Here is a 19,811-nt window from a genome sequence, read left to right on the forward strand (position 1 = left end):
AACGCCGACACCCGACCGGATGTCATAGTGCCGCGATGAAGGCGGACCTGCTCAGTTACTTGAAGGGCGGCCGTGAGTCGCTGCTGTGGAAGCTCGACGGGCTCGGCGAATACGATATTCGGCGTCCGTTGACCCCGACCGCTACCAACCTGCTCGGTCTGGTGAAGCACTCGGCGACCATGGAGATCCTCTACTTCGGCGTCGTGTTCGGCCGCCCGTTCGAGCAGGAACTGCCGTATGTCGGTGACGGGGCGGAGACCAATGCCGACATGTGGGCGAGTGCGGATGAGACCCGCGAGGAGATCGTGGCGCTGTACGAGCGCGCGATCGCCCACGCCGACACCACCATCGAAGCCCTCGCACTGCACGACGTAGGCCACGTGCCGTGGTGGGGCGATGCGGCGGTCACGTTGCACCACGTCCTGGTCCACGTCATCGCGGAAACCCAGCGGCACGCCGGCCACGCTGACATCGTGCGCGAACTCATCGACGGCGCGGCCGGGCTGCTGCCCAGGCACGACAACCTGCCCCCCGTGGACGAGTCATGGTGGCGGGACCACCGTCGGCGAGTGGAGCAGGCTGCCCTCGACGCCAGCCGGGGCAGCAGCTAGTTCTTTGCCGGCTGATTGCCACCCCGACGTCCGGCCACAGTTCGCACGGCCGATCGGATACGCGGCCGGTCCGTCACGAAATCCGGCGGCGAATCGTCACAGAGGGCGGTTAGTCTTCCTCCGCGCGTCGTCGTCCTGGCACGTCGCGCCCCGCGCCCGGTTGGCGCGGCATCGCCGCCACCGCCCACCGTCGGCCGGCTCAATCGACTTCAGGAGAGTTAGTGACACAGCAATCTCTCGCGACATCGGACAAACTCGACGGCGCGGTGCTCAAGGTGGCGGGCGTCGTCGTCCTTGGCGCGATCATGTCGATCCTCGACGTGACGGTGGTCAGCGTGGCGCTGCCCAAATTCCAGAGTGAGTTCGACGCGTCCTACGCCCGCGTCGCCTGGACCATGACCGCCTACACCCTTGCGCTCGCCACCGTGATCCCGCTCAGCGGGTGGGCGGCGGACCGGTTCGGCACCAAGCGGCTCTACATGGTGGCGCTGACCCTGTTCACGATCGGGTCGGGGCTCTGCGCCATGGCCGACACGATCGGCGAGCTGATCGGTTACCGGGTCCTCCAGGGCCTGGGTGGCGGCATGCTCATGCCGCTGGGCATGACCATCATGACCCGGGCGGCCGGTCCGCACCGGATCGGTCGGTTGATGGCCGTCCTCGGCATCCCGATGCTTCTGGGGCCGATCGGCGGCCCGATCCTCGGTGGTTGGCTGATCGACACCGCGAGCTGGCACTGGATCTTCTTGATCAACCTGCCGATCGGCCTGATCGCCCTTATCTACGCGCAGTTCGCGCTGCCGAAGGACGCGCCCGAGCCGTCCGAGTCGTTCGATTTCGTCGGCATGCTCATGCTCTCGCCGGGTCTCGCGCTGTTCCTCTACGGCGTCTCGTCCCTGCCGGAGGCGGGCACCTTCGCCGAGGCCAAGGTCTGGGCCCCGATGCTGGTCGGCGGCGCGCTGGTGGTGGCGTTCGTGCTCTACTCGTTCAAGCCCCGGCACCCGCTGCTCGACCTGCGGCTGTTCCGCAACCGCAGTCTGACCATCGCGTCAGTGACGATGTTCGTGTTCATCATCGCGTTCATGGGCGCCGGCCTGCTGTTCCCGAGCTACTTCCTGCAGGTGCGCGGTGAGTCGACGCTGGCCGCCGGCCTGCTGATGGCCCCGCAGGGCATCGGCGCGATGATCACGATGCCGATCGCCGGCACGTTGGCCGACCGGGTGCCGATCGGGCGTACCGTCCCGTTCGCGCTGGGGCTCATCGTCGTCGGGTTCTTCGGCTTCACCCAGGTCGACCCGCAGACCTCGTACTGGCTGCTCGGCGGTTCGCTGTTCGTGATGGGTCTGGGCATGGGCGGCACGATGATGCCGATCATGACGTCGGCGCTGCGGACGTTGCAGGCACAGGAGGTGGCCCGCGGTTCGACGCTGGTCAACATCCTCCAGCAGATCGGCGGTTCGGTCGGCGCAGCCGTGATGTCGGTGATCCTCACCAACGAGCTCAACGGCTCCCGGCCGATCCCCGGGCTGGTGGACGAGAGCGGCAAGCCGATCACCGAAGCCGGGCTGGCCATCGCCTCCCAGCAGCGGCCGGAGCTGCTCCAGCAGATGCCGGTGGACCCGTCGATCATCGAGCGCGGGTTGGACTTCGCCGCCAAGTCGTTCGCGAGCACGTTCTGGGTCGCGTTCGCGCTGGTCGTGCTCACGATCATCCCGGCGGCGTTCCTGCCGCGCCGACGTCAGCCGGCGCAGCTCGACGACCCGCAGGGCGAGCAGGTCAGGACGCCCGTCGTCATCCACTGACCGACCCCGCCGCGCTCGTCACCCCACCGGGTGCCGAGCGCGGCGGGTACGGCGTCAGCGCAACGGACCGTCGCCGGGCCCGTCCGGGTCCTCGACCAGGTGGATCGCCGCTTCCTCCGCGCTGGCGGCACCCGCGTCGATGCCGGCGTCCCACGCCACCGACTCGGCCTCGTCGTCCTCGCGGACGCCCTCGTCGTAGGCGACGAGACGGCCGGCGCGTGCCTCCGCCTCGTACCCCCGACGGGTCAACTCGTCCTCGTCGTCGCCACCCTCGGCGTACGGGTCCACATCCGGCACCTCCTGGGCGAGGTGCTGCTCCAGGGACTCACCCGTCCGCTCCTCGGCCGGCGTGGTGCCGAACCGGTTTGCCGCCGTCCAGTGGTCCTCGGCGATGATGCCGGTGTCGAGGGGGTCGCCGACCCGGTCGTCGTCGAGGGTGTCGGAGGCGTCCAGCACCCCGTCGTCCTCGGCCACGTTCCACTCGTCGACGGAATCCATCCGTTCGGTCTGGCTCACGGCGGTCTCCTCTTCGTCACGGTGCAGCAAAGCGATCAGCTTATGACCGTGCAACGCGCCCGCACCCCGAGGTCTGCCCGCTGTGACGAACGGACCTCGGGACGGGCGGCACCGCTGTGGGTCAACGCTTCAGCAGCTCCGCTACGGCGTCGGTGAACTCCACCGGCTGCTCGATGTGCGCGAAGTGTCCGCTTCGCTCCAGCGTCACCAGTCGCGAGTCCGGAAGCCCCGCGTGCAACTGCTCGGCCCAGCGAGGACCACAGATGAAGTCGTACGTCCCGACAATCACCACGACGGGCACTGTGATCTCACCGAGGTTCTCCCGCACGTCGAAGGGCGTGGGGTCCTGCGCGCCGGCCGGCGTCGCCCAGATCCGGACAGTCGCCTGAAAAGGGGCGAACTCGTCCTGCCGGCCCCAGAAGTCCGCGAAGTACACCGGCAGGGCGGCGCGCAGTGCGGCCCCCAACGACTCGTCGTCCGTCGCGCCGCCGATCTGCGCAAAGGCAGCCGGGACCGCCGCTGCCTCCGGCCGGTCCGGGTGCCGCTGCGGGTAGGCGGCGAGGCCGGCCATGGCCTCGCCCCAGAACTCGGCGCCGGTGACGGGTGAGGTGTCGTACAGGGCGAGGCCGGAGATCCGGTCCGGGTGGGCGAGCGCGTACCGCTGGACGACGAAGCCGCCGTGCGAGTGCCCGAGGAGGTACACCCGGTCTTCGCCGAGGTGCTCGACGACGGCGTGCAGGAACCGGACATACGTGTCGAGACGGTAATCGGCGGGGTTGTCGAGCTGCCCCGACGCGCCAGTGCCCACCGGCTCGACGTAGACCATCGTGAAGTGCGTCTCAAGGCTGGGCGTGCGCAGATACGCCCACTCGATGCCTGGGCCACCCGAGTGCGCCACGCAGACAGGGCCGGTGCCGGCGACGTGGTAGACCTGCCGAACGCCATCCACTGTGAACGTGTGGGCACCGGGTGCGAGGGCGCTGACGTCGTGGCTGGTGAAACCCATGAACTATCTCCCGATCCGAGACCCGCGCGGCGTCCGCCGACACGGCAACTGGTGCATGACGCAGACCAGATGCGCGGGTCGCGGAGAAAGTTCGCTCGGTCGGAGAAGGTTTTTTCAGACCAGCGCGGGCACGGGGTGGAAGAGGGTGAGTTGGCGTACGCGGCCCTCGCGCAGCACCTGCAACCACAGTGCCGCGGGTGGGCAGTGTTCCGGGTCGTCGGGTGGGCTGATCAGGTCGGTTTCCCAGATCAGCACGTCGCCGCTGCCCACCACGTTGCGCAGCCGCTGACGTACCCCGGCGGCCAGGTCGCGGTCCATGCCGTTGACCGCCAGGTCACGGCCACCGCGTGGGCCGCCAGGCACGATCATCTCGGCGTCCGGCCACCAGCTCTCGCGGACCACCCGCTCGAAGTCACCGCCCATCGCCGTGGCGATCATGTCGCGGCCCGCCCGCCACCGCGAGTCGTTCGAGGCGGCGGCGTCCGTGTGCGCGGCGTCCGCCGCCGTCCGCAGGCCGCCGGCGAGCGCCCGGCGGGCGTGGCTGAGGCGGCTGCGGACGGTGCCGACCGGCACGCCACACACGGCCGCGATCTGCTCGTACGAGGACGCGTCGCTGAAGTACCGCAGCAGGGTGACGAGCCGGTCAGGTTCGGACAGTTGCCCGATGGAGTGCCACAACCAGTCGCTCATCGCGGCCCGGTCCAGCGCCTCCTCCGGGGTGGGTGTGTCGGCGGGGCGGGTGAACCACTCGGGTTCGGCGACCGGGAGGGCTCTGGGCCCGCGCAACGCCATCCTGCTGTTGTTGCGGACGATGGCTCGCAACCAGGAGCCGACAGCGCTCGGGTCGCGGACCTCGCCGATGCGACGCAGGGCGACGACCATGGTGTCCTGCACCGCGTCCTCGGCGTCCGGCCCGTAACCGAGGACGCTCAGCGCGACGGCCCGCATCCCGGCCTCGTGCCGGGCCAGCAGCGCCCCCAGCGCGGCCGGGTCTCCGGCCTGCGCGAGCACCACCAGCTCCGCGTCGCTCTGCGTCACGCCCAGTTCCTCCCCGAAACACCTGTTCTGAACGCTTGTGCTCCATCAAGCGTACGGCGGACCGGCGTGCCCGGGGCCGCCGACCGTCCTACGAGGCGTGCTGACCATCGGCGCCCGCCTGGGGTCACGCCGGCCCACCGTCTGAGCCACGATGGGGAGCGTGCATCCCGAACCGGTCGACCACGCGCCGCGGCAGGCGTTCCCCTGGGCGGTCCTGCGGCAGCGCTGGGAGGACCTCACCTTCCTGCACTGGGCCGTCGCTCCGGAGGCGGTCGCGCCGTTGCTGCCCGCCGGCACCCGTCCGGACACCGTGGACGGGGTCAGCTACGTGGGCCTGATCGGTTTCCGGATGGTCGGGCTGGGCTTCGGCCGTGGCCCGGGGGTGCCGTACTTCGGCACCTTCGCAGAGACCAACGTCCGGCTCTACTCCGTCGACGACGCCGGCCGACGAGCTGTGGTGTTCCGGTCGCTCGACGCGTCCCGCCTGGTGCCGGTGCTTGTGGCGCGGGCGACGCTGCGCCTGCCGTACCTCTGGTCGTCGATGCGGTTGGATCGCGACGGCGACCGTCGCACCTACCGCTGCCGGCGACGGTGGCCGGGGCCGGCGGGCGCGTCGAGCCGAATGGTGGTGCGGGTAGGGGAGCGAATCGTCGAGCCGACCCCGCTCGAACACTTCGTCACCGCCCGCTGGGGGCTGCACACCCGGGCCTACGGGCGCACGCTGCACCTGCCGAACTGGCATCCGAGTTGGCCACTGCACCGGGCCGAGGTGCTGCACCTCGATGACGAGTTGGTCGCCGCCGCCGGGCTGCCGGCACCGGTCGGGCCACCGGTGAGCGTGCTCTACTCGCCAGGTGTCGGGGTTCGGTTCGGCCCGCCGGTGGCGGCCCGGCCGCGTGGTGCCGGGCCGCCGGAGCGGTAGGGCATCGCCCTAGTAGCGGCCACCCTCGGGAGCGGGCAGCGCGTCCAGGTCCGCCAGGTCCTCGGCGCTGAGCCGCACGTCAGCGGCAGCGCAGTTGTCCACCAGGTACTTCGGGGTCTTGGTGCCGGGGATCGGAACGACCCGGTCCCCCTGGGCGACCACCCACGCGAGGGCGACCTGCGCGGGGCTGACGCCGGCCCGGTCGGCGATCTCCCGGACCCGGGCGACGATGGCGAGGTTGGCGCGCAGCGCGTCCTGCTGGAAGCGCGGCAGGCCACGCCGGAAGTCGTCGGCGGGCAGGTCGTCGAACGAGGTGAACCGGCCGGCGAGGAAACCGCGACCGAGCGGGGAGAACGGCAGGAAGGCGATGCCCTGCTCGCCGCAGTACGGCAACACCTCGGCCAACGGGTCGCGCGTCCACAGCGACAGCTCGGACTGCACCGACGCGACCGGGTGCACCGCCTGGGCCCGCGCGATCTGCGCGACAGTCACCTCGGACAACCCGAGCTGCCGGGCCTTGCCCGCCGCCACGACCTCGGCCATCGCGCCCCAGGACTCCTCGATGGGCACCTCCGGGTCGACCCGGTGCAGCTGGTAGAGATCGACGTGGTCGGTGCCGAGCCGGCGCAGGCTCTCGTCGATCGCCGCCCGGATGTGCTCCGGGCGGCCGTTGTTGCCGATTTTCGGTGAGTTGCCGGGGCCGCCGGTGGGGGAGGTGGCCACCAGGCCGACCTTCGTGGCCAGCACGGCCCGCTCCCGGTGCCCGCCGGCCAGCGCCCGCCCGACCAGCTCCTCGTTGGTGTACGGCCCGTACACGTCGGACGTGTCGATCAGCGTCGCGCCCAGGTCCAGTGCCTGGCGGATGACGGCGATCGACGTGTCGTCGTCGCGAGGGCCGGTGATGTCGTAGCCGTGGCTCATGCCCATGCAGCCGAGGCCGATGACGCCGACCTCGGGTCCGGTGCTGCCCAGCGTGGTGGTTCGCATGCGCCCCACGCTACGACCGGAGCGGCGGACCCGCATCCGCCGTGGCGGGCACAGCCGCTCCCCGGCGTACGTGACGACACTCACCAGAAGTGGACTCGTGAGTCCGGTACGGTAGACGTTAAGCGGACCCACGAGTCCGGATGTGTCCCACTGTGACCCACGAGGAGCCCCATGAAACCGGTACTGATCAGCGACGCCCTGCGTGCGGTGGTTTTCGAGCCGACGCGCCACCTGACCGAGGCGCTCGACGAGTTCTACGCCCCCGACTACACCCACCGCAGCGACGGCGAGACCCTCGACCGGGCCGGATTCGTCGAGATGGTGACCCAGGTACGGGGTCAGATCGTCAGCGGCACCGTGCGGGTCCTCGACGAGCTGCGCGACGGTCTCCGCTACGCCGAACGACACGTCTTCGAGATCACCATGGCCGACGGGTCGACCGCCAAGCGGGAGATCGCCATCTTCGGGTCGTACGCCGAGGACGGTCGGTTCCGCCACCTCAGCGAAACGGGCTTCGACCTGCCCGCCTGACCCACCTCGACGACCAGAAACAGGAGAGAGCCATGCCCCGCCTCACCGACCCCGACCCGAACGCGATTCCCACCGACGTCCGCGACTTCCTGTCCGCCCTGCCGCCCGATCCGATGGTCAAGATGATGACCCACTCGATCGGCACCGTGAAGCTCTTCATCCAGCTCGCGAGGGCGCAGTTCACCTCGTTGGAGCTGCCCGCCCGCTCGCGGGAGTTGGTCATCCTGACGGTGGCCGAGTACGCCGGGTGCGAGTTCGTGGCAGCCCAGCACGGCCCTTTGTCCGAGGCGGCCGGCGTCGACCAGCGCACTCGCGAGATCATCAGCAGCCGGGACATCGACAACCCGGGCCTTCCGGCGTACGACCGGACGCTCATCCGGTTCGCCGCCGAGGTGGTGCGGTCACCCCGCGTTTCCGACGACCTCTTCGACCAGGTGCGGCACATCCTCAGCGAGCGCGAGATCGTCGAGGTGCTCCAGGTGATCGGCTACTACTGGTCGTTCGGCCGGGTGGCCACCGTGCTCAACGTCGAACTCACCACCGTGTACGGCGACGAGCCGCTGCTGACCGACGAGACCGAGCGGGCAGACTGAGGCCATGACCCCACCGACGCCGAGCGACCCGGAGACTCCCCGTCGGCGTCTGGACGCCCGTCGCAACCAGGAGCGGGTCATCGCCGCCGCCCGGGAGCTCTTCACCGAGCAGGGTCTCCAGGTGACGGTGCCGCAGGTGGCGGAGCGGGCCGGAGTGGGACGCGCGACGGTCTACCGCAGCTACCCCAGCAAGGATGACCTGATCGTCGCGGTCGTCCAGCGCCAGTTCCAGGATTTGGAGCAGCGCATCCGGGCGGCGCTCGACGGCGCCGACGCGTACCGGGAGTGGTGTTCCTTCGTGCCCGACCTGTTCGGACGCCTCGCCCGCGACCGGGTCCTCGCCGACGCGTTCTTCGAGGGCAGGCTGGTGCCCGCCGCGCGCATCCTGGCCCTGATCGGGCAGCTGGTGGCGGCAGCCCGAGCGTCCGGCAGGATCCGCCCGGACGCCGGTGAGCAGGACATCCGGGTGATCCTCTGCGGAACTGTCCGGCAGCTCATCGTGCTCGACGAGCGCGACCCGGCGGTGTGGCGCCGGTACGCCGACCTCGTGCTCAACGCCCTACGGCCCTGACGGCCTCGGTCGACACTGGGGGAAGGCTCGGCCGACGTGTCGAGGACGGTGCGCCGGCTTCGACCTTGGGTTGAGGGCCGGAGCAGCCGGCCTCGTCGAGGCCGGCCTGCTCGACGAGGTGCACGTCGACCTCGTCCTGGTCCTGCTCGGTGCCGGCGTCCCGCTCTTCGCCGACCTGAAGATCGCCCCACTTCAGCTGGACGGCCCGTTCAGCGTCGTCGAGGGCGACGGCGTCACCCACCTGGCCTACCGGGTACGCCGAGCCTCCTGAGCGCCGGGGGGGCCTGAGAGGGGCCGGGCCTGGTGTGGGGACGCCGGTGCTGATCCCTCCCGGCCATTGCCCCCACCTTGCTTCCATAGTCGTTGATCGATATTGTGCGCCCAGGCGCCGCCCCGCCTCAGACCACCACCGTCGATCCGAAGCGGGTTCCGCATGCGCACATTGAGACTTGTCACGACTCTGGCCGTCGCCGGCCTGCTCGCCGGTGGGGCGGCCCTGGCCGCCGCCTCACCGGCCAGCGCGGCCACCGCCGTGTTCTCCGTGACCAACAACTGGGGCAACGGCTACCAGGGGCAGGTCACCGTCACCAACAACACCTCCGCCCAGATCACCAGTTGGCGGGTCGAGTTCGACCTGCCGGCCGGCACGAGCATCAACCAGTCGTGGAACGCCGAGCAGACGACCTCAGGCAGCCACTACACCTTCACGAACGTGGTGTGGAACGGCACTCTGGGTGCCGGCGCGTCGACGTCGTTCGGCTTCCTTGCCAACGGCACCGGCACCCCGCTCAACTGCACTGTGAACGGCGCGTCCTGCGGCGGTGGTACGCCCCCGACCACGCCGCCCCCGACCACGCCGCCCCCGACCACGCCGCCACCCACCACGCCGCCGCCGACCACGCCGCCGCCGACCACCGGCACTCCGGTCGAGCGGCACGGGCAACTGCGGGTCTGCGGCACGACGATGTGCGACAAGAACGGCGCGCGGGTGCAGCTACGGGGCATCAGCAGCATGTGGCTCAACTGGGAGACCGCCCCGTACGCCGAGAACCTCTCCGCGCTGCGCTGGATGCGGGACAACTGGAACCTCCAGGTGATCCGCGCGGCCATGGGGGTGGAGCCGGCGGGGGCGTACCTCAGTGACCCGGCCAAGGCGCGCGCGCAGGTGGAGACCATCATCAACAACGCGGTCACCGCCGGGGTCTACGTGATCGTCGACTGGCACGCGCACGAGGCGCAGAACAACCAGTCCCAGGCGGTGGCGTTCTTCGGTGACCTGGCCCGCCGGTACGGCCACCTGCCCAACGTCATCTGGGAGCCCTACAACGAGCCACTACAGGTCAGCTGGACCAATGTGATCAAGCCGTACCACCAGGCCGTGGTGTCCGCGATCCGCGCCGCCGACCCGGACAACATCGTCGTGCTCGGCACTCCGACCTGGTCACAGGACGTGGACGTCGCGGCGGCCAGCCCGGTCACCGGCACCAACCTGATGTACACCCTGCACTTCTACTCCTGCACGCACGGGGCGTCGCTGCGGGCCAAGGGCGACGCGGCGATCCGCGCGGGCCTGGCGCTGTTCGTCACGGAGTGGGGGGCCAGTAACGCCGATGGCGGTCTCGACGGCCGGGCCTGCCTGCCGGAGGCGCAGTCCTGGATCGACTGGATGAAGGCGAACGGCGTCTCCTGGACGGCCTGGAAGCTCGACGTCGGCACCGACACCACCAACCTGCTCAGCCCGGGAGCGCCGGTGACCGGTGGGTGGACCAACTACCTGCACGGCCACGCGCCGTTCGTGGTGGCCAACATGAGGTGAACCCGGCGGCTCCTTGACCGGGATTGATCGAATCGAGACTGCTGATGTCGGGGTGTCCAGGCCGGTGGGACACTCCGACATCACCGGCTGCCACCACCACCACCACCGCGCCACGGCCACCGTCGGAGGGTCACTGTGTGAAGGCCCGCCGGTACGCGGTAGGGGTGGTGGCGAAAGCCCGCTGGAAATGCGCGCGGAGGTTTGTCGCCGTGCCCAGGCCGGTACGCCGTGCGACCTCGTCGATGGTGATCCCGCCGTTCTCCAGCAGGGCGCAGGCGGCCCGCAGCCGTTGCTGGATCAGCCACGCTCGTGGGCTCATCCGGAACCGGCTCCGGAAACTGCGGTGCAGCGTACGGCTGGACATCACACCCTGCCGGGCAAGGTCCGCGACGGTGATCGAGCGGTGCAGGTTGCTGCTCGCCCACGTGATGACCTCGGCCAACTCGTGGTCCTCACCCGGAACGCCGACCGGGATGAACTGGGCCTGACCACCGGCTCGGTGCAGCGGTGTGACCATGTGGCGAGCCCGTTGGATGGCAGCAGCCTGCCCGTGGTCGCGGCCGACGAGATAGAGGCACATGTCCAGACCGGCGGCGAGTCCGGCGCTGGTGATCACCTCACCCTCGTCGATGTACAGCGCACTCGCGTCCACGACGATCCCTGGATGCTCCTGGGCGAGCGCGTCGGCGTGCGCCCAGTGGGTCGTCGCGCGGCGGCCGTCGAGCAGACCGGCCTGGGCCAGCGCGAAGGTGCCGGTGCAGATCGACGCGATGCGGACGCCACGGCGGTGTACGTGCCGCAACGCATCGAGGGCACGCGGCGGTGCCGGGCCACGGCGGAATCCGGGCACGATCACCGTGTCGGCGTCGTCGAGCGCGTCGAGCGTCGCGGCGACGGTCAGCTCCAGACCCGCGGTGGTGGTGGACACCGAACCACCGTCCACTGCGCACACCGTCATCGCGTACCGGCCGTGGCCCTCATGGCCGAACACCTGCGTCGCGATGGTCAGATCGAAGGCGACAACCCGGGGTAGGGCGAGGACGACGACCCGATGCTTGGCAGGATGCTTACGCATGGTGGCAAGGATGCCACTCGCCGCCGCCCGGTCGGCAGGAGATCCTGGGCCGTATGCGGATCGAGATCGTGGTGTTCGACGGCTTCGACGAACTGGACGTCTTCGGACCGTTCGAGGTGTTGTCCATGGCTGGCTTCGACGTGGCGCTGGTCGCGGTCGAACGGTCGGGGCTGGTCACCAGCATGCGTGGTGTCCAACTCCAGGTGCCCGAGGTGCTGGGTCAGGCAGACGGCGTGATCGTCCCGGGTGGCGGATGGCTGAACCGGGCACCCGAGGGTGCCTGGGCGCAGGCGCAGCGCGATGTGCTGCCGGCGAAGCTGGCCACAGTGGCGGCATCGGCGCAGTGGATGGCGTCGGTGTGCACCGGTGCGCTGCTACTCGCCGCCGCCGGCCTGCTGACCGGCCGGCGGGCGACCACCAACCGCAACGCGTACGACGAGTTGCGCGCCCATGACGTCAGCGTCGTCGACGAGCGGGTGGTCGACGACGGTGACCGGGTCACCGCTGGCGCGCTGTCGGCCGGCCTCGATCTGGGGCTGTGGCTCACCGAACGGGAACTGGGCGCCGCCACCGCCAACCGGGTCGCCGCGACCATCGAGTACCGGGCCCCGCAGCGCTGAGCAGCGCGGACAGAACGGGCGCGTCACCTTAACGCGCCGGAAACACCCCCGGTACCAACCCTGGGAACGCTCGTCGGACAGCCAGACCACCGACACGCGAACCGGGGTGACCATGGCCGACAACACCACGAACGCGCCGACGTACGACGAGCCGGTCAGCCGGTCCGGCAACGGCCGGACGCTGCCCGCCCCCCGTCCGAATCCGGTCCTGTCGCTGGACGACGGTGACCCGGCGGACCTGGCCACGATCGGGGTGGAGGAGGAATTCCACGTCGTCGACCTGCACACCCGGGAGTTGGTGCCCCGCGCCGGGGAGTTGCTCGACCGGTTGCCGGCGGCCTCGTTCACCGCCGAGTTGCACCGCAGCGTGGTGGAGACCAACACCGCGGTCTGCCGCACCCTGGACGAGATCCGCGCCGAGCTGACCGGGCTGCGTCAGGCGGCCGTCCAGGTCGCCGACCGGGCCGGTCTGGGCATCGTGGCGGCCGGTACGGTGCCGCTGCGCGCCGACGGCGATCCCAGCGTCACCCCCACCTCCCGCTACCGGCGGATGCTCGACGAGTACCAGATGCTCGCCCGGGAGCAGTTGATCTGCGGAGCGCAGGTGCACGTCGGCGTCTCCGACCGGGACCTGGCGGTGGCGGTCACCCGCCGGGTCCAGCCGTGGCTGCCGGTGCTGCTCGCCCTCTCCACCAGCTCGCCCTACTGGATGGGCCAGGACAGCGGTTACGCCAGCGTGCGGTCCCTGGTCTGGCAGCGGTGGCCCACCGCCGGTGACCCGGGCGAGGTGACCAGCGCCGCGGACCACGAGGCGCTGGTCGCCGAGCTGATCTCCTCCGAGACCATCACCGACCCCGCCATGATCTATTTCGACGTTCGGCCGTCGGCGCACGTGCCCACAGTGGAGCTGCGGATCACCGACGCCAACGCCGACGTGGAGACCATCGTCCTGCTCACCGGTCTGTTCCGGGCGCTCGTCCGACGGGAGGTCGCCGCCCTGCGTGCCGGGGTGGAGCGTACGGCCGTGCGACCACCGGTGCTGCGCGCCGCCGTGTGGCGGGCGGCCCGCTCGGGGTTGGAAGGTGACCTGCTCGATCTGCCCCGCTCGGCCCGACCGGTTCCGGCCGCCCAGGCGGTCCGCCGCCTGGTGAGCGACCTGCGCCCACAGTTGGAGGCGACCGGGGACTGGGAGCAGGTCAGCGAGCTGACCCGGTACGCGCTGGAACGCGGCAGCTCCGCCGCCCGGCAGCGGCGGGCGTACGAACGACGGGGCCGGTTGGCCGACGTGGTCGACCTGCTGCTCGACGAGACTCGGGGTCGGGTCCGCGGGCCGCTGCCGGGTACGCCGACGCCGCCGGCGCTGCCCACGTACGCCGACGCCGGCGACGAGGTCTTCGGACCGGCCGGACCGCAACCGGCGTACGCCCCGATGCTCGCTGCCCTACGCCAACTCGGCGCCGGGGCCCTGCGTCGACGCGAACACGACCGGGACGAGGAGCAGCGGGCCCGGGGCGTGACGTTCAGCGTGGCCGGCGAGGCGAGCACCCGGCTCTTCCCGGTCGACCTGGTGCCCCGGGTGGTGCCCGCCGCCGACTGGCGGACCCTGCGTACCGGCCTGGTGCAACGCGCCCGCGCCCTCGACGCGTTCCTGCGTGACGTCTACGCCGATAGGGCGGTGGTGGCCGACGGTGTGGTGCCGGCGTGGGTGGTGGAGTCCTCACCCGGCCTGCGCCCGACCGGGGCGCTGATGGGCCGGCGGGGCACCCGCGCCCAGGTGTCCGGCACCGACCTCGTCCGGGACCCGGACGGCGGGTGGTACGTGCTGGAGGACAACCTGCGGGTGCCCTCCGGGATCGGCTACGCGGTGCAGAACCGTCGGCTGACCCAGGCGGTGTTGCCGGAGTTGCCGGTACCGGCGGATCTGCTGCCCGCCGACGAGACGCCGGCGATGCTGTACCGGGCGCTGGTCGCCGCCGCGCCCGCCGCGGCCGACGACCCCGCCGTGGTGGTGCTCAGCAGCGGCCCCGGTGATCCGGCGTGGTTCGAGCACCGGCTGCTTGCCGACGAGATGGGTGTGCCGCTGACCGAGACCAGCGACCTGCTGGTGGAGGAGGGGCGGGTCCGGCTGGTCCGCGAGGGCTGCCGCCGCGAGGTCGACGTGATCTACCTGCGGATGGACGAGGAGGCGCTGCTGCACGCGCCCGGCGCGGACGGGGTGCCGCTGGGCTGGCCGCTGCTCGCCGCCGTGCACGCCGGGCGGCTCACACTGGCCAACGCGCTGGGCAACGGCGTCGGTGACGACAAGGCGCTGTACGTGTACGTGCCCCGGCTGATCGAGTACTACCTGGGCGAGAAGCCGCTGCTCGGGGACGTGCCGACGTACCTGTGTGGGCTGCCCGAGCAGCGGGCCGAGGTGCTGGGCCGGCTCGACGAACTGGTCCTCAAGCCGGTCGACGGGTACGGCGGTGACCGGGTGGTGATCGGCCCCCGCGCCGAGGCGGAGGAGTTGGACGCCGTCCGGGACCAGATCCTCGCTGCCCCGCACCGGTGGATCGCCCAGGAGATGATCGCGCTGACCACCCACCCGGTCTTCGACGGCACCGCGCTGGCTCCCCGCCACGTCGACCTGCGGGCGTTCGTGTTCCTCGGTGACACCGCCGAGGTCGCGCCGGTGGCGCTGACCCGGGTGGCGCCGGCCGGCAGCATGATCGTCAACTCGTCGCGCGGCGGCGGTTCCAAGGACACCTGGCTGCTCGGTGGAGCCGACGAACCGTCGGCGTAACCGACGCTTGACCCACCCGTCATCGGGACGCAACCCGGTCCGCCAAGCCTGGACCGGTCAGCGCCCCCAGCGGATCCAGCCGATGAGAGGTGTGAGCCATGTGCGGTATCGGAGGCGAGTTCCGCCTCGACGGGGCGCCACCGGACCTGGCCGCCGTCGAGCGGATACTCCCCGCCCTGGCCTCCCGTGGCCCGGACGGCGAGGGTCGGTGGCAGCAGGGGTCGGTGGCCCTGGTCCACCGCCGGCTGCGCATCATCGACCTGTCCGACGCGGGCGCCCAGCCGATGGTCGACCACGAGCTGGGTCTGGCAGTGGTCTTCAACGGCTGCGTCTACAACTACCGGGAGCTGCGCGACGAGCTGACCGCCGCCGGCTACTCCTTCCGGTCCACCTCGGACACCGAGGTGATCCTCAAGGCGTACCACCGGTGGGGGACGGCCTGCGTCGAACGGTTCTACGGGATGTTCGCGTTCGCCCTGGTCGAGCTGGCCACGCACACCCTGGTGCTGGCCCGGGACCGGCTCGGCATCAAACCGCTCTACCTGGCCGAGGGGCCGGGCCGGCTGCGCTTCGCCTCGACCCTGCCGGCGTTGCTCGCCGCCGGTGACGTGGACACCGACCTCGACCCGGTGGCGCTGCACCACTACATGAGCTTCCACTCGGTGGTGCCGGCACCGCGCACGATCCTCGCCGGGGTCCGCAAGCTGCCGCCGGCCACCGTCCGGGTGATCACCGCGGACGGCCGGAGCACCGACACCACCTACTGGCGGCCGCAGTTCAACCGGGCCGCCGCCCCCACCATGTCCGCCGAGGAGTGGCAGGAACGGCTCATGGCGGCGTTGCGCACCGCCGTACGACGGCGGATGGTCGCCGACGTGCCGGTCGGCGTGCTGCTCTCCGGCGGTCTCGACTCCAGTCTGATCGTCGCCCTGCTGGCCGAGCAGGGCCAGACCGGCCTGGCCACCTTCAGCATCGGCTTCGAGGCGGCGGCGGGGGAGAGCGGCGACGAGTTCCACTACTCCGACCTGATGGCCCGCCACTTCGACACCGACCACCAGCAGATCCGCATCGGCGCGAAGCGGTTCGTGCCCGCCGTGCACCAGGCCATCGCGGCGATGAGCGAGCCGATGGTCAGCCACGACTGCGTCGCGTTCCACCTGCTCTCCGAGGAGGTCTCGCAGCGCATCACAGTGGTGCAGTCCGGACAGGGCGCCGACGAGATCCTCGCCGGCTACGACTGGTACCCGCCGATGGCCAACGTGGCCCGCGCGGACGCCGTCGAGGCGTACGCCCGGGTGTTCTTCGATCGTCGCCACGAGGCGCTCGGCGGGCACCTGGCGCCCGAGTGGATGCTCGACCAGGACGCCAGCCTGGAGTTCGTCGCCGCGCACTTCGGCGCGCCCGGTGCGGACACCGCGCTGGACGCGGCGCTGCGCCTGGACAGCCTGGTGATGCTTGTCGACGACCCGGTCAAGCGGGTCGACAACATGACGATGGCCTGGGGGCTGGAGGCCCGCGTGCCGTTCCTCGACCACGAGGTGGTCGAGCTGGCCGCCGCCTGCCCACCGAGCATGAAGCTCGCGCAGGGCGGCAAGGGGGTGCTGAAGGCCGCGAGTCGGGGCATCGTCCCGGACGAGGTGATCGACCGGCCGAAGGGCTACTTCCCGGTGCCCGCCATCCGGCACCTCTCCGGTCCACTGCTCGACGACGTGCGGGACGCGCTGACCGCGCGGCCGGCGCGCGAGCGGGGCCTGTTCCGCAAGGACTACCTGGAGGAGTTACTGGACGCGCCGAACGCCCGGCGGACCACGCTGGGCTCCAACGCGCTCTGGCAGCTGGGGCTGCTGGAGCTCTGGTTGCAGCGGATCGGGGTTTAGATGAGCGTACGGATTGAGCCGCCGCGCACCACCCGGCGGCCCCGACCCGCGAGCCACCGGCCGGTGTCACCACCGGTGCCGATCAGCGAGGACTTCGCCCCCGCGTCGTCCCCCGACGGCCGCCGGGTGGCATTCCTCTCCGACCGGGCCGGCACGCCCGGCGTCTGGGTCTGCGAGGTCGACGCGGGTGCGCCCGTCGCGCTGCCCGTCAGCGACGAACCGGTTCTCGCGCTGAGCTGGTCCCCGGACGGCCAGTGGCTGGCCTGTGTCGTCGCCCCCGGCGGCGCGCCCCGCACCGAGCTGTGGGTGCTGCGCCCAGACGGCACGCGACGCCACCAGGTTGCCGGGTTCGGCCGCCGCAGCGCCGCGCTAGCCGGCTGGCTGCCGAACGGCGCGGTGCTGGCGGTCACCGAGACCGACGAGCACGGGCAGGCCCTGCTTGTCGACGCGGCCACCGGGCACCGGCGGGTGCTCGCCCAGGGCGACCTGCTCACCCTCCTGGACGTGACCCCGGACGCGGGCACCGCGCTGCTGCGCCGCGGTCCCCGTAACGCCCGCTGGCTGGAGGTGCTCGACGTGGCCACCGGCGTCCGCCGGCGGCTCTGCCCGGACACCGGGCGGGGCAGCACCGACCAGGGTTGGTTCGGCCCGGACGGAACGAGCGTGCTGGCCCGCACCGACGCGTACTCCGAACTCGCCGCGCTGGTACGGGTCGACCTGACCCGACCGGAGCAGCCGCCGACCCGGCTCGCCGGACGACCGGACGCCGAGCTGGAACACGTGACGCCCAGCGCGGACGGGCAGCGCGGCGCGCTGCTGTGGAACACCTACGGCGGGCGCAGCGAGCTGAGCCTGCTCGACTTCGCCAGCGGTGTGCAGCGGGCCGTCGCCGCCCCCGGCGAGGTGCTCGGCGACGCCGTCTTCGCCGCCGACGGCGGCCTGCTCTGCCTCACCGCACAGGGGCCGGTGCAGCCCCGGGAGGTGTGGCTGGTCGACCCGTCGACCGGGGCGCCGCGCCCGCTGCGGCCGGACACGGGCGTCCCGCGTACGGACAACGCGGGTGTCGCGCCGCAACTGGTCGACCTGCGGGCCCGCGACGGGTTGCCGCTCTCCGGCTGGCTCTACCGCCCGGCCGGGCCAGGCCCCTGGCCGACGGCGATCAGCCTGCACGGTGGCCCGGAGGCGCAGGAGCGTCCCGGTTACAACCCGCTGTTCCAGGCCCTGGTGGCGCAGGGCATCGCGGTCTTCGCGCCCAACGTCCGTGGGTCGTCCGGGTTCGGCCGGTCGTTCGTCGCCGCCGACAACCTCGCCGGCCGCTACGGCGCGATCGCCGACGTGGCGGCCTGCGCCGACTTCCTCGTCGACGCCGGCGTCGCCCGGCCCGGCCAGCTCGGCGTCCTGGGCCGCTCCTACGGCGGTTACCTGGTCCTCGCGGTGCTGGTGAACTTCCCCGGTCTGTTCGCCGCCGGGGTCGCCGAGTGCGGCATCTCCGACTTCCGGACCTTCTTCGCCGGCACCGAGCCGTGGATCGCCGCCGCCGCGGTCAGCAAGTACGGCGACCCGCACCGGGACGCCGACCTGCTGCGCGACCTCTCCCCGCTGACCCACATCGACCGGCTGGACGTGCCGGTGCTGCTGATCCACGGCGCCAACGACACCAACGTGCCGGCGGGCGAGTCGGCCCAGGTCGCCCAGGCCCTCGCCGACCGGGGTGTGCCGCACGGGCACCTGGTGCTCGACGGGGAGGGGCACGACTTCCTGTCGCGGGCCAACGCCGAGGTGGCCCGTACGGCCACCACCGGCTGGCTGACCCGGCACCTCGCCGCGACCGCGACCGTCGTCGGCTGAGGCGTTATCCTGCGCCGGTGGAGGTCGCGGCGCAGGACGAGCGGTTGGCCGCGGACCTGGGTCGCTGGCTGGCCGAGGTCACCTTCGTCGACCTGGACACCGATGAGGTCACCGCGCGGGTGATCGACTCGGTGGTGCGGTGGGCCGAGGCCCAGGGCTGGCGGGTCTACCGGCGCGCGCCCAGCGTGCTGCCGCTGCCACCGCCGCTGGAGCAGCGGCACTCGGTGCTCGACGTGGCGTGTGCCCGTCCGGACGGTCCGCCCGTCGTGGTGGAGGTCGACCACACCGACCGGGCCCGTACGGTGCAGAAGCTGCGCGCGGAGGCGGACGCCGGCCGGATCCCGATCTGGGTGCGGTGGGGCGTCGGGCGTTTCACCGCGCCGCCACCGCCGGTGCGGATGGTGACCGTCGAGGTGAGCCGGCGGGCCGGTCCGGCCGGGCGCGGACGGCTGCACAGCCGCGGCGGTGACCGCCCCGCCCCGGCCCACTCGACCGGCGGCGGCACGGTGACCCCGCAGGCGCTGCCGATCCCGTCGACCGACCCGGCGCAGGGCCCCGTCGACGACGCCGGTAAGCGCACCTGAAGCGAATCGTAAGCGGGCTCCGGCAGAGTTCTGGGTGTCACCGGAGAGCACGACAGACACCCAGGAGATCCCGATGCGCAAGCTCGTCAACTCGACCTACATCACCCTCGACGGCGTCATCGAGAACCCGATGTGGACCATGCCGTACTTCGACGAGGAGGCGGCCGGCCTCGCCGGGGCGCAGACCGAGGAGGCCGACGCGATGCTGATGGGCCGGGCCACCTACGACGGCATGTCCGCCGCCTGGCCGACCAGGGACGAGAGCGACCCGAGCACGGGCGCCGCGTACTTCAACAACGTCAAGAAGTACGTCGCCTCGACCACCCTGACCAACCCCACCTGGAACAACACGGAGGTGCTCCAGGGCTATCTGGTCGAGGCGGTCACCGCGCTCAAGGCCCAGCCGGGCAAGAACATCATCCAGTACGGCTTCGGCTCGGTCACCGCCCAGCTGATCCGGGCGGGCCTGGTGGACGAGGTCCGGTTCTGGATCCACCCGGTGCTGGAGGGCGGCCCCAGCCTCACCACGCCGCTGGCCGACGTCAAGGCATCGTTCGACCTGGTCGACACCCGGGTGCACAAGAGCGGCGTGATCGTCGCCTCGTACCAGCCGAAGGTGACCTCCTGAACAC

The 19,811-nt window shown here is 71.5% G+C and carries 19 protein-coding genes; 14 read left to right on the forward strand and 5 right to left on the reverse strand.

What is annotated here, in order from left to right; genetic code table 11:
• Positions 1-35: 35 nt before the first annotated feature.
• Both ACLQ3F_RS27565 and ACLQ3F_RS27570 read left to right on the forward strand, forming a co-directional pair.
• Entirely contained in the window at positions 36-611 is a 576-nt protein-coding gene (locus ACLQ3F_RS27565) for a DinB family protein (RefSeq protein WP_425852327.1), read from the forward strand.
• Positions 612-832: 221 nt separating this feature from the next.
• A complete protein-coding gene (locus ACLQ3F_RS27570) occupies positions 833-2,413 on the forward strand; it encodes a DHA2 family efflux MFS transporter permease subunit (RefSeq protein ID WP_425852328.1) in 1,581 nt (526 codons plus the stop codon).
• Positions 2,414-2,467: 54 nt separating this feature from the next.
• Here the strand turns inward: ACLQ3F_RS27570 and ACLQ3F_RS27575 are convergent, their stop codons facing one another.
• The 3 genes from ACLQ3F_RS27575 to ACLQ3F_RS27585 all read right to left on the reverse strand — a co-directional run bounded on the left by ACLQ3F_RS27575 (position 2,468) and on the right by ACLQ3F_RS27585 (position 4,973).
• Positions 2,468-2,929 (reverse strand): DUF5709 domain-containing protein, encoded by a 462-nt coding sequence (locus ACLQ3F_RS27575; protein WP_425852329.1) that lies wholly within the window; start codon positions 2,927-2,929, stop codon positions 2,468-2,470.
• A 121-nt stretch (positions 2,930-3,050) separates the two neighbouring features.
• A complete protein-coding gene (locus tag ACLQ3F_RS27580; protein WP_425852331.1) occupies positions 3,051-3,935 on the reverse strand; it encodes an alpha/beta fold hydrolase in 885 nt (294 codons plus the stop codon).
• 114 nt (positions 3,936-4,049) lie between these two features.
• Positions 4,050-4,973: an RNA polymerase sigma factor gene (locus tag ACLQ3F_RS27585; protein ID WP_425852332.1), complete on the reverse strand. Its 924-nt coding sequence runs from the start codon at positions 4,971-4,973 to the stop codon at positions 4,050-4,052.
• Between the two features lie 160 nt (positions 4,974-5,133).
• Between ACLQ3F_RS27585 and ACLQ3F_RS27590 the strand changes: the two genes are divergently transcribed.
• A complete protein-coding gene (locus tag ACLQ3F_RS27590; RefSeq protein ID WP_425852334.1) occupies positions 5,134-5,895 on the forward strand; it encodes a YqjF family protein in 762 nt (253 codons plus the stop codon).
• A 9-nt stretch (positions 5,896-5,904) separates the two neighbouring features.
• Here the strand turns inward: ACLQ3F_RS27590 and ACLQ3F_RS27595 are convergent, their stop codons facing one another.
• Positions 5,905-6,882: an aldo/keto reductase gene (locus ACLQ3F_RS27595; protein WP_357203960.1), complete on the reverse strand. Its 978-nt coding sequence runs from the start codon at positions 6,880-6,882 to the stop codon at positions 5,905-5,907.
• A gap of 171 nt (positions 6,883-7,053) precedes the next feature.
• Between ACLQ3F_RS27595 and ACLQ3F_RS27600 the strand changes: the two genes are divergently transcribed.
• The 5 genes from ACLQ3F_RS27600 to ACLQ3F_RS27620 all read left to right on the forward strand — a co-directional run bounded on the left by ACLQ3F_RS27600 (position 7,054) and on the right by ACLQ3F_RS27620 (position 10,393).
• The gene (locus ACLQ3F_RS27600) at positions 7,054-7,413 is read left to right on the forward strand and encodes a hypothetical protein (protein WP_425852336.1); all 360 of its coding nucleotides are present in this window, start codon (positions 7,054-7,056) and stop codon (positions 7,411-7,413) included.
• A gap of 32 nt (positions 7,414-7,445) precedes the next feature.
• Entirely contained in the window at positions 7,446-8,006 is a 561-nt protein-coding gene (locus tag ACLQ3F_RS27605; RefSeq protein ID WP_425852338.1) for a carboxymuconolactone decarboxylase family protein, read from the forward strand.
• A 4-nt stretch (positions 8,007-8,010) separates the two neighbouring features.
• On the forward strand, positions 8,011-8,577 hold the full coding sequence (locus ACLQ3F_RS27610) for a TetR/AcrR family transcriptional regulator (RefSeq protein ID WP_425852339.1): 567 nt from the start codon (positions 8,011-8,013) through the stop codon (positions 8,575-8,577).
• A gap of 70 nt (positions 8,578-8,647) precedes the next feature.
• Complete coding sequence (locus tag ACLQ3F_RS27615; protein ID WP_425852340.1) at positions 8,648-8,848, forward strand: hypothetical protein; 201 nt, start codon at positions 8,648-8,650, stop codon at positions 8,846-8,848.
• Positions 8,849-9,010: 162 nt separating this feature from the next.
• The gene (locus tag ACLQ3F_RS27620) at positions 9,011-10,393 is read left to right on the forward strand and encodes a cellulase family glycosylhydrolase (protein WP_425852342.1); all 1,383 of its coding nucleotides are present in this window, start codon (positions 9,011-9,013) and stop codon (positions 10,391-10,393) included.
• A gap of 130 nt (positions 10,394-10,523) precedes the next feature.
• Here ACLQ3F_RS27620 and ACLQ3F_RS27625 read toward each other — a convergent pair whose 3' ends face one another.
• On the reverse strand, positions 10,524-11,468 hold the full coding sequence (locus ACLQ3F_RS27625) for a GlxA family transcriptional regulator (RefSeq protein WP_425852344.1): 945 nt from the start codon (positions 11,466-11,468) through the stop codon (positions 10,524-10,526).
• A gap of 53 nt (positions 11,469-11,521) precedes the next feature.
• Here ACLQ3F_RS27625 and ACLQ3F_RS27630 point away from each other — a divergent pair, with 53 nt between their 5' ends.
• The 6 genes from ACLQ3F_RS27630 to ACLQ3F_RS27655 all read left to right on the forward strand — a co-directional run bounded on the left by ACLQ3F_RS27630 (position 11,522) and on the right by ACLQ3F_RS27655 (position 19,807).
• A complete protein-coding gene (locus ACLQ3F_RS27630) occupies positions 11,522-12,088 on the forward strand; it encodes a DJ-1/PfpI family protein (RefSeq protein WP_425852346.1) in 567 nt (188 codons plus the stop codon).
• Between the two features lie 112 nt (positions 12,089-12,200).
• Positions 12,201-14,870, forward strand: coding sequence for a glutamate--cysteine ligase (locus ACLQ3F_RS27635; protein WP_425852348.1), 2,670 nt, complete (start codon positions 12,201-12,203; stop codon positions 14,868-14,870).
• Between the two features lie 98 nt (positions 14,871-14,968).
• Complete coding sequence (locus ACLQ3F_RS27640; protein ID WP_425852350.1) at positions 14,969-16,747, forward strand: N-acetylglutaminylglutamine amidotransferase; 1,779 nt, start codon at positions 14,969-14,971, stop codon at positions 16,745-16,747.
• On the forward strand, positions 16,748-18,595 hold the full coding sequence (locus ACLQ3F_RS27645; protein ID WP_425852352.1) for a S9 family peptidase: 1,848 nt from the start codon (positions 16,748-16,750) through the stop codon (positions 18,593-18,595).
• Positions 18,596-18,612: 17 nt separating this feature from the next.
• Complete coding sequence (locus ACLQ3F_RS27650) at positions 18,613-19,179, forward strand: hypothetical protein (protein WP_425852354.1); 567 nt, start codon at positions 18,613-18,615, stop codon at positions 19,177-19,179.
• A gap of 73 nt (positions 19,180-19,252) precedes the next feature.
• Positions 19,253-19,807, forward strand: a complete 555-nt coding sequence (locus ACLQ3F_RS27655; protein ID WP_425852355.1) for a dihydrofolate reductase family protein — start codon at positions 19,253-19,255, stop codon at positions 19,805-19,807.
• Positions 19,808-19,811: the final 4 nt, after the last annotated feature.

Origin of the sequence: Micromonospora sp. DT15 (genome assembly GCF_049841475.1) — a bacterium.
Classification (GTDB): Bacteria; Actinomycetota; Actinomycetes; order Mycobacteriales; family Micromonosporaceae; genus Micromonospora.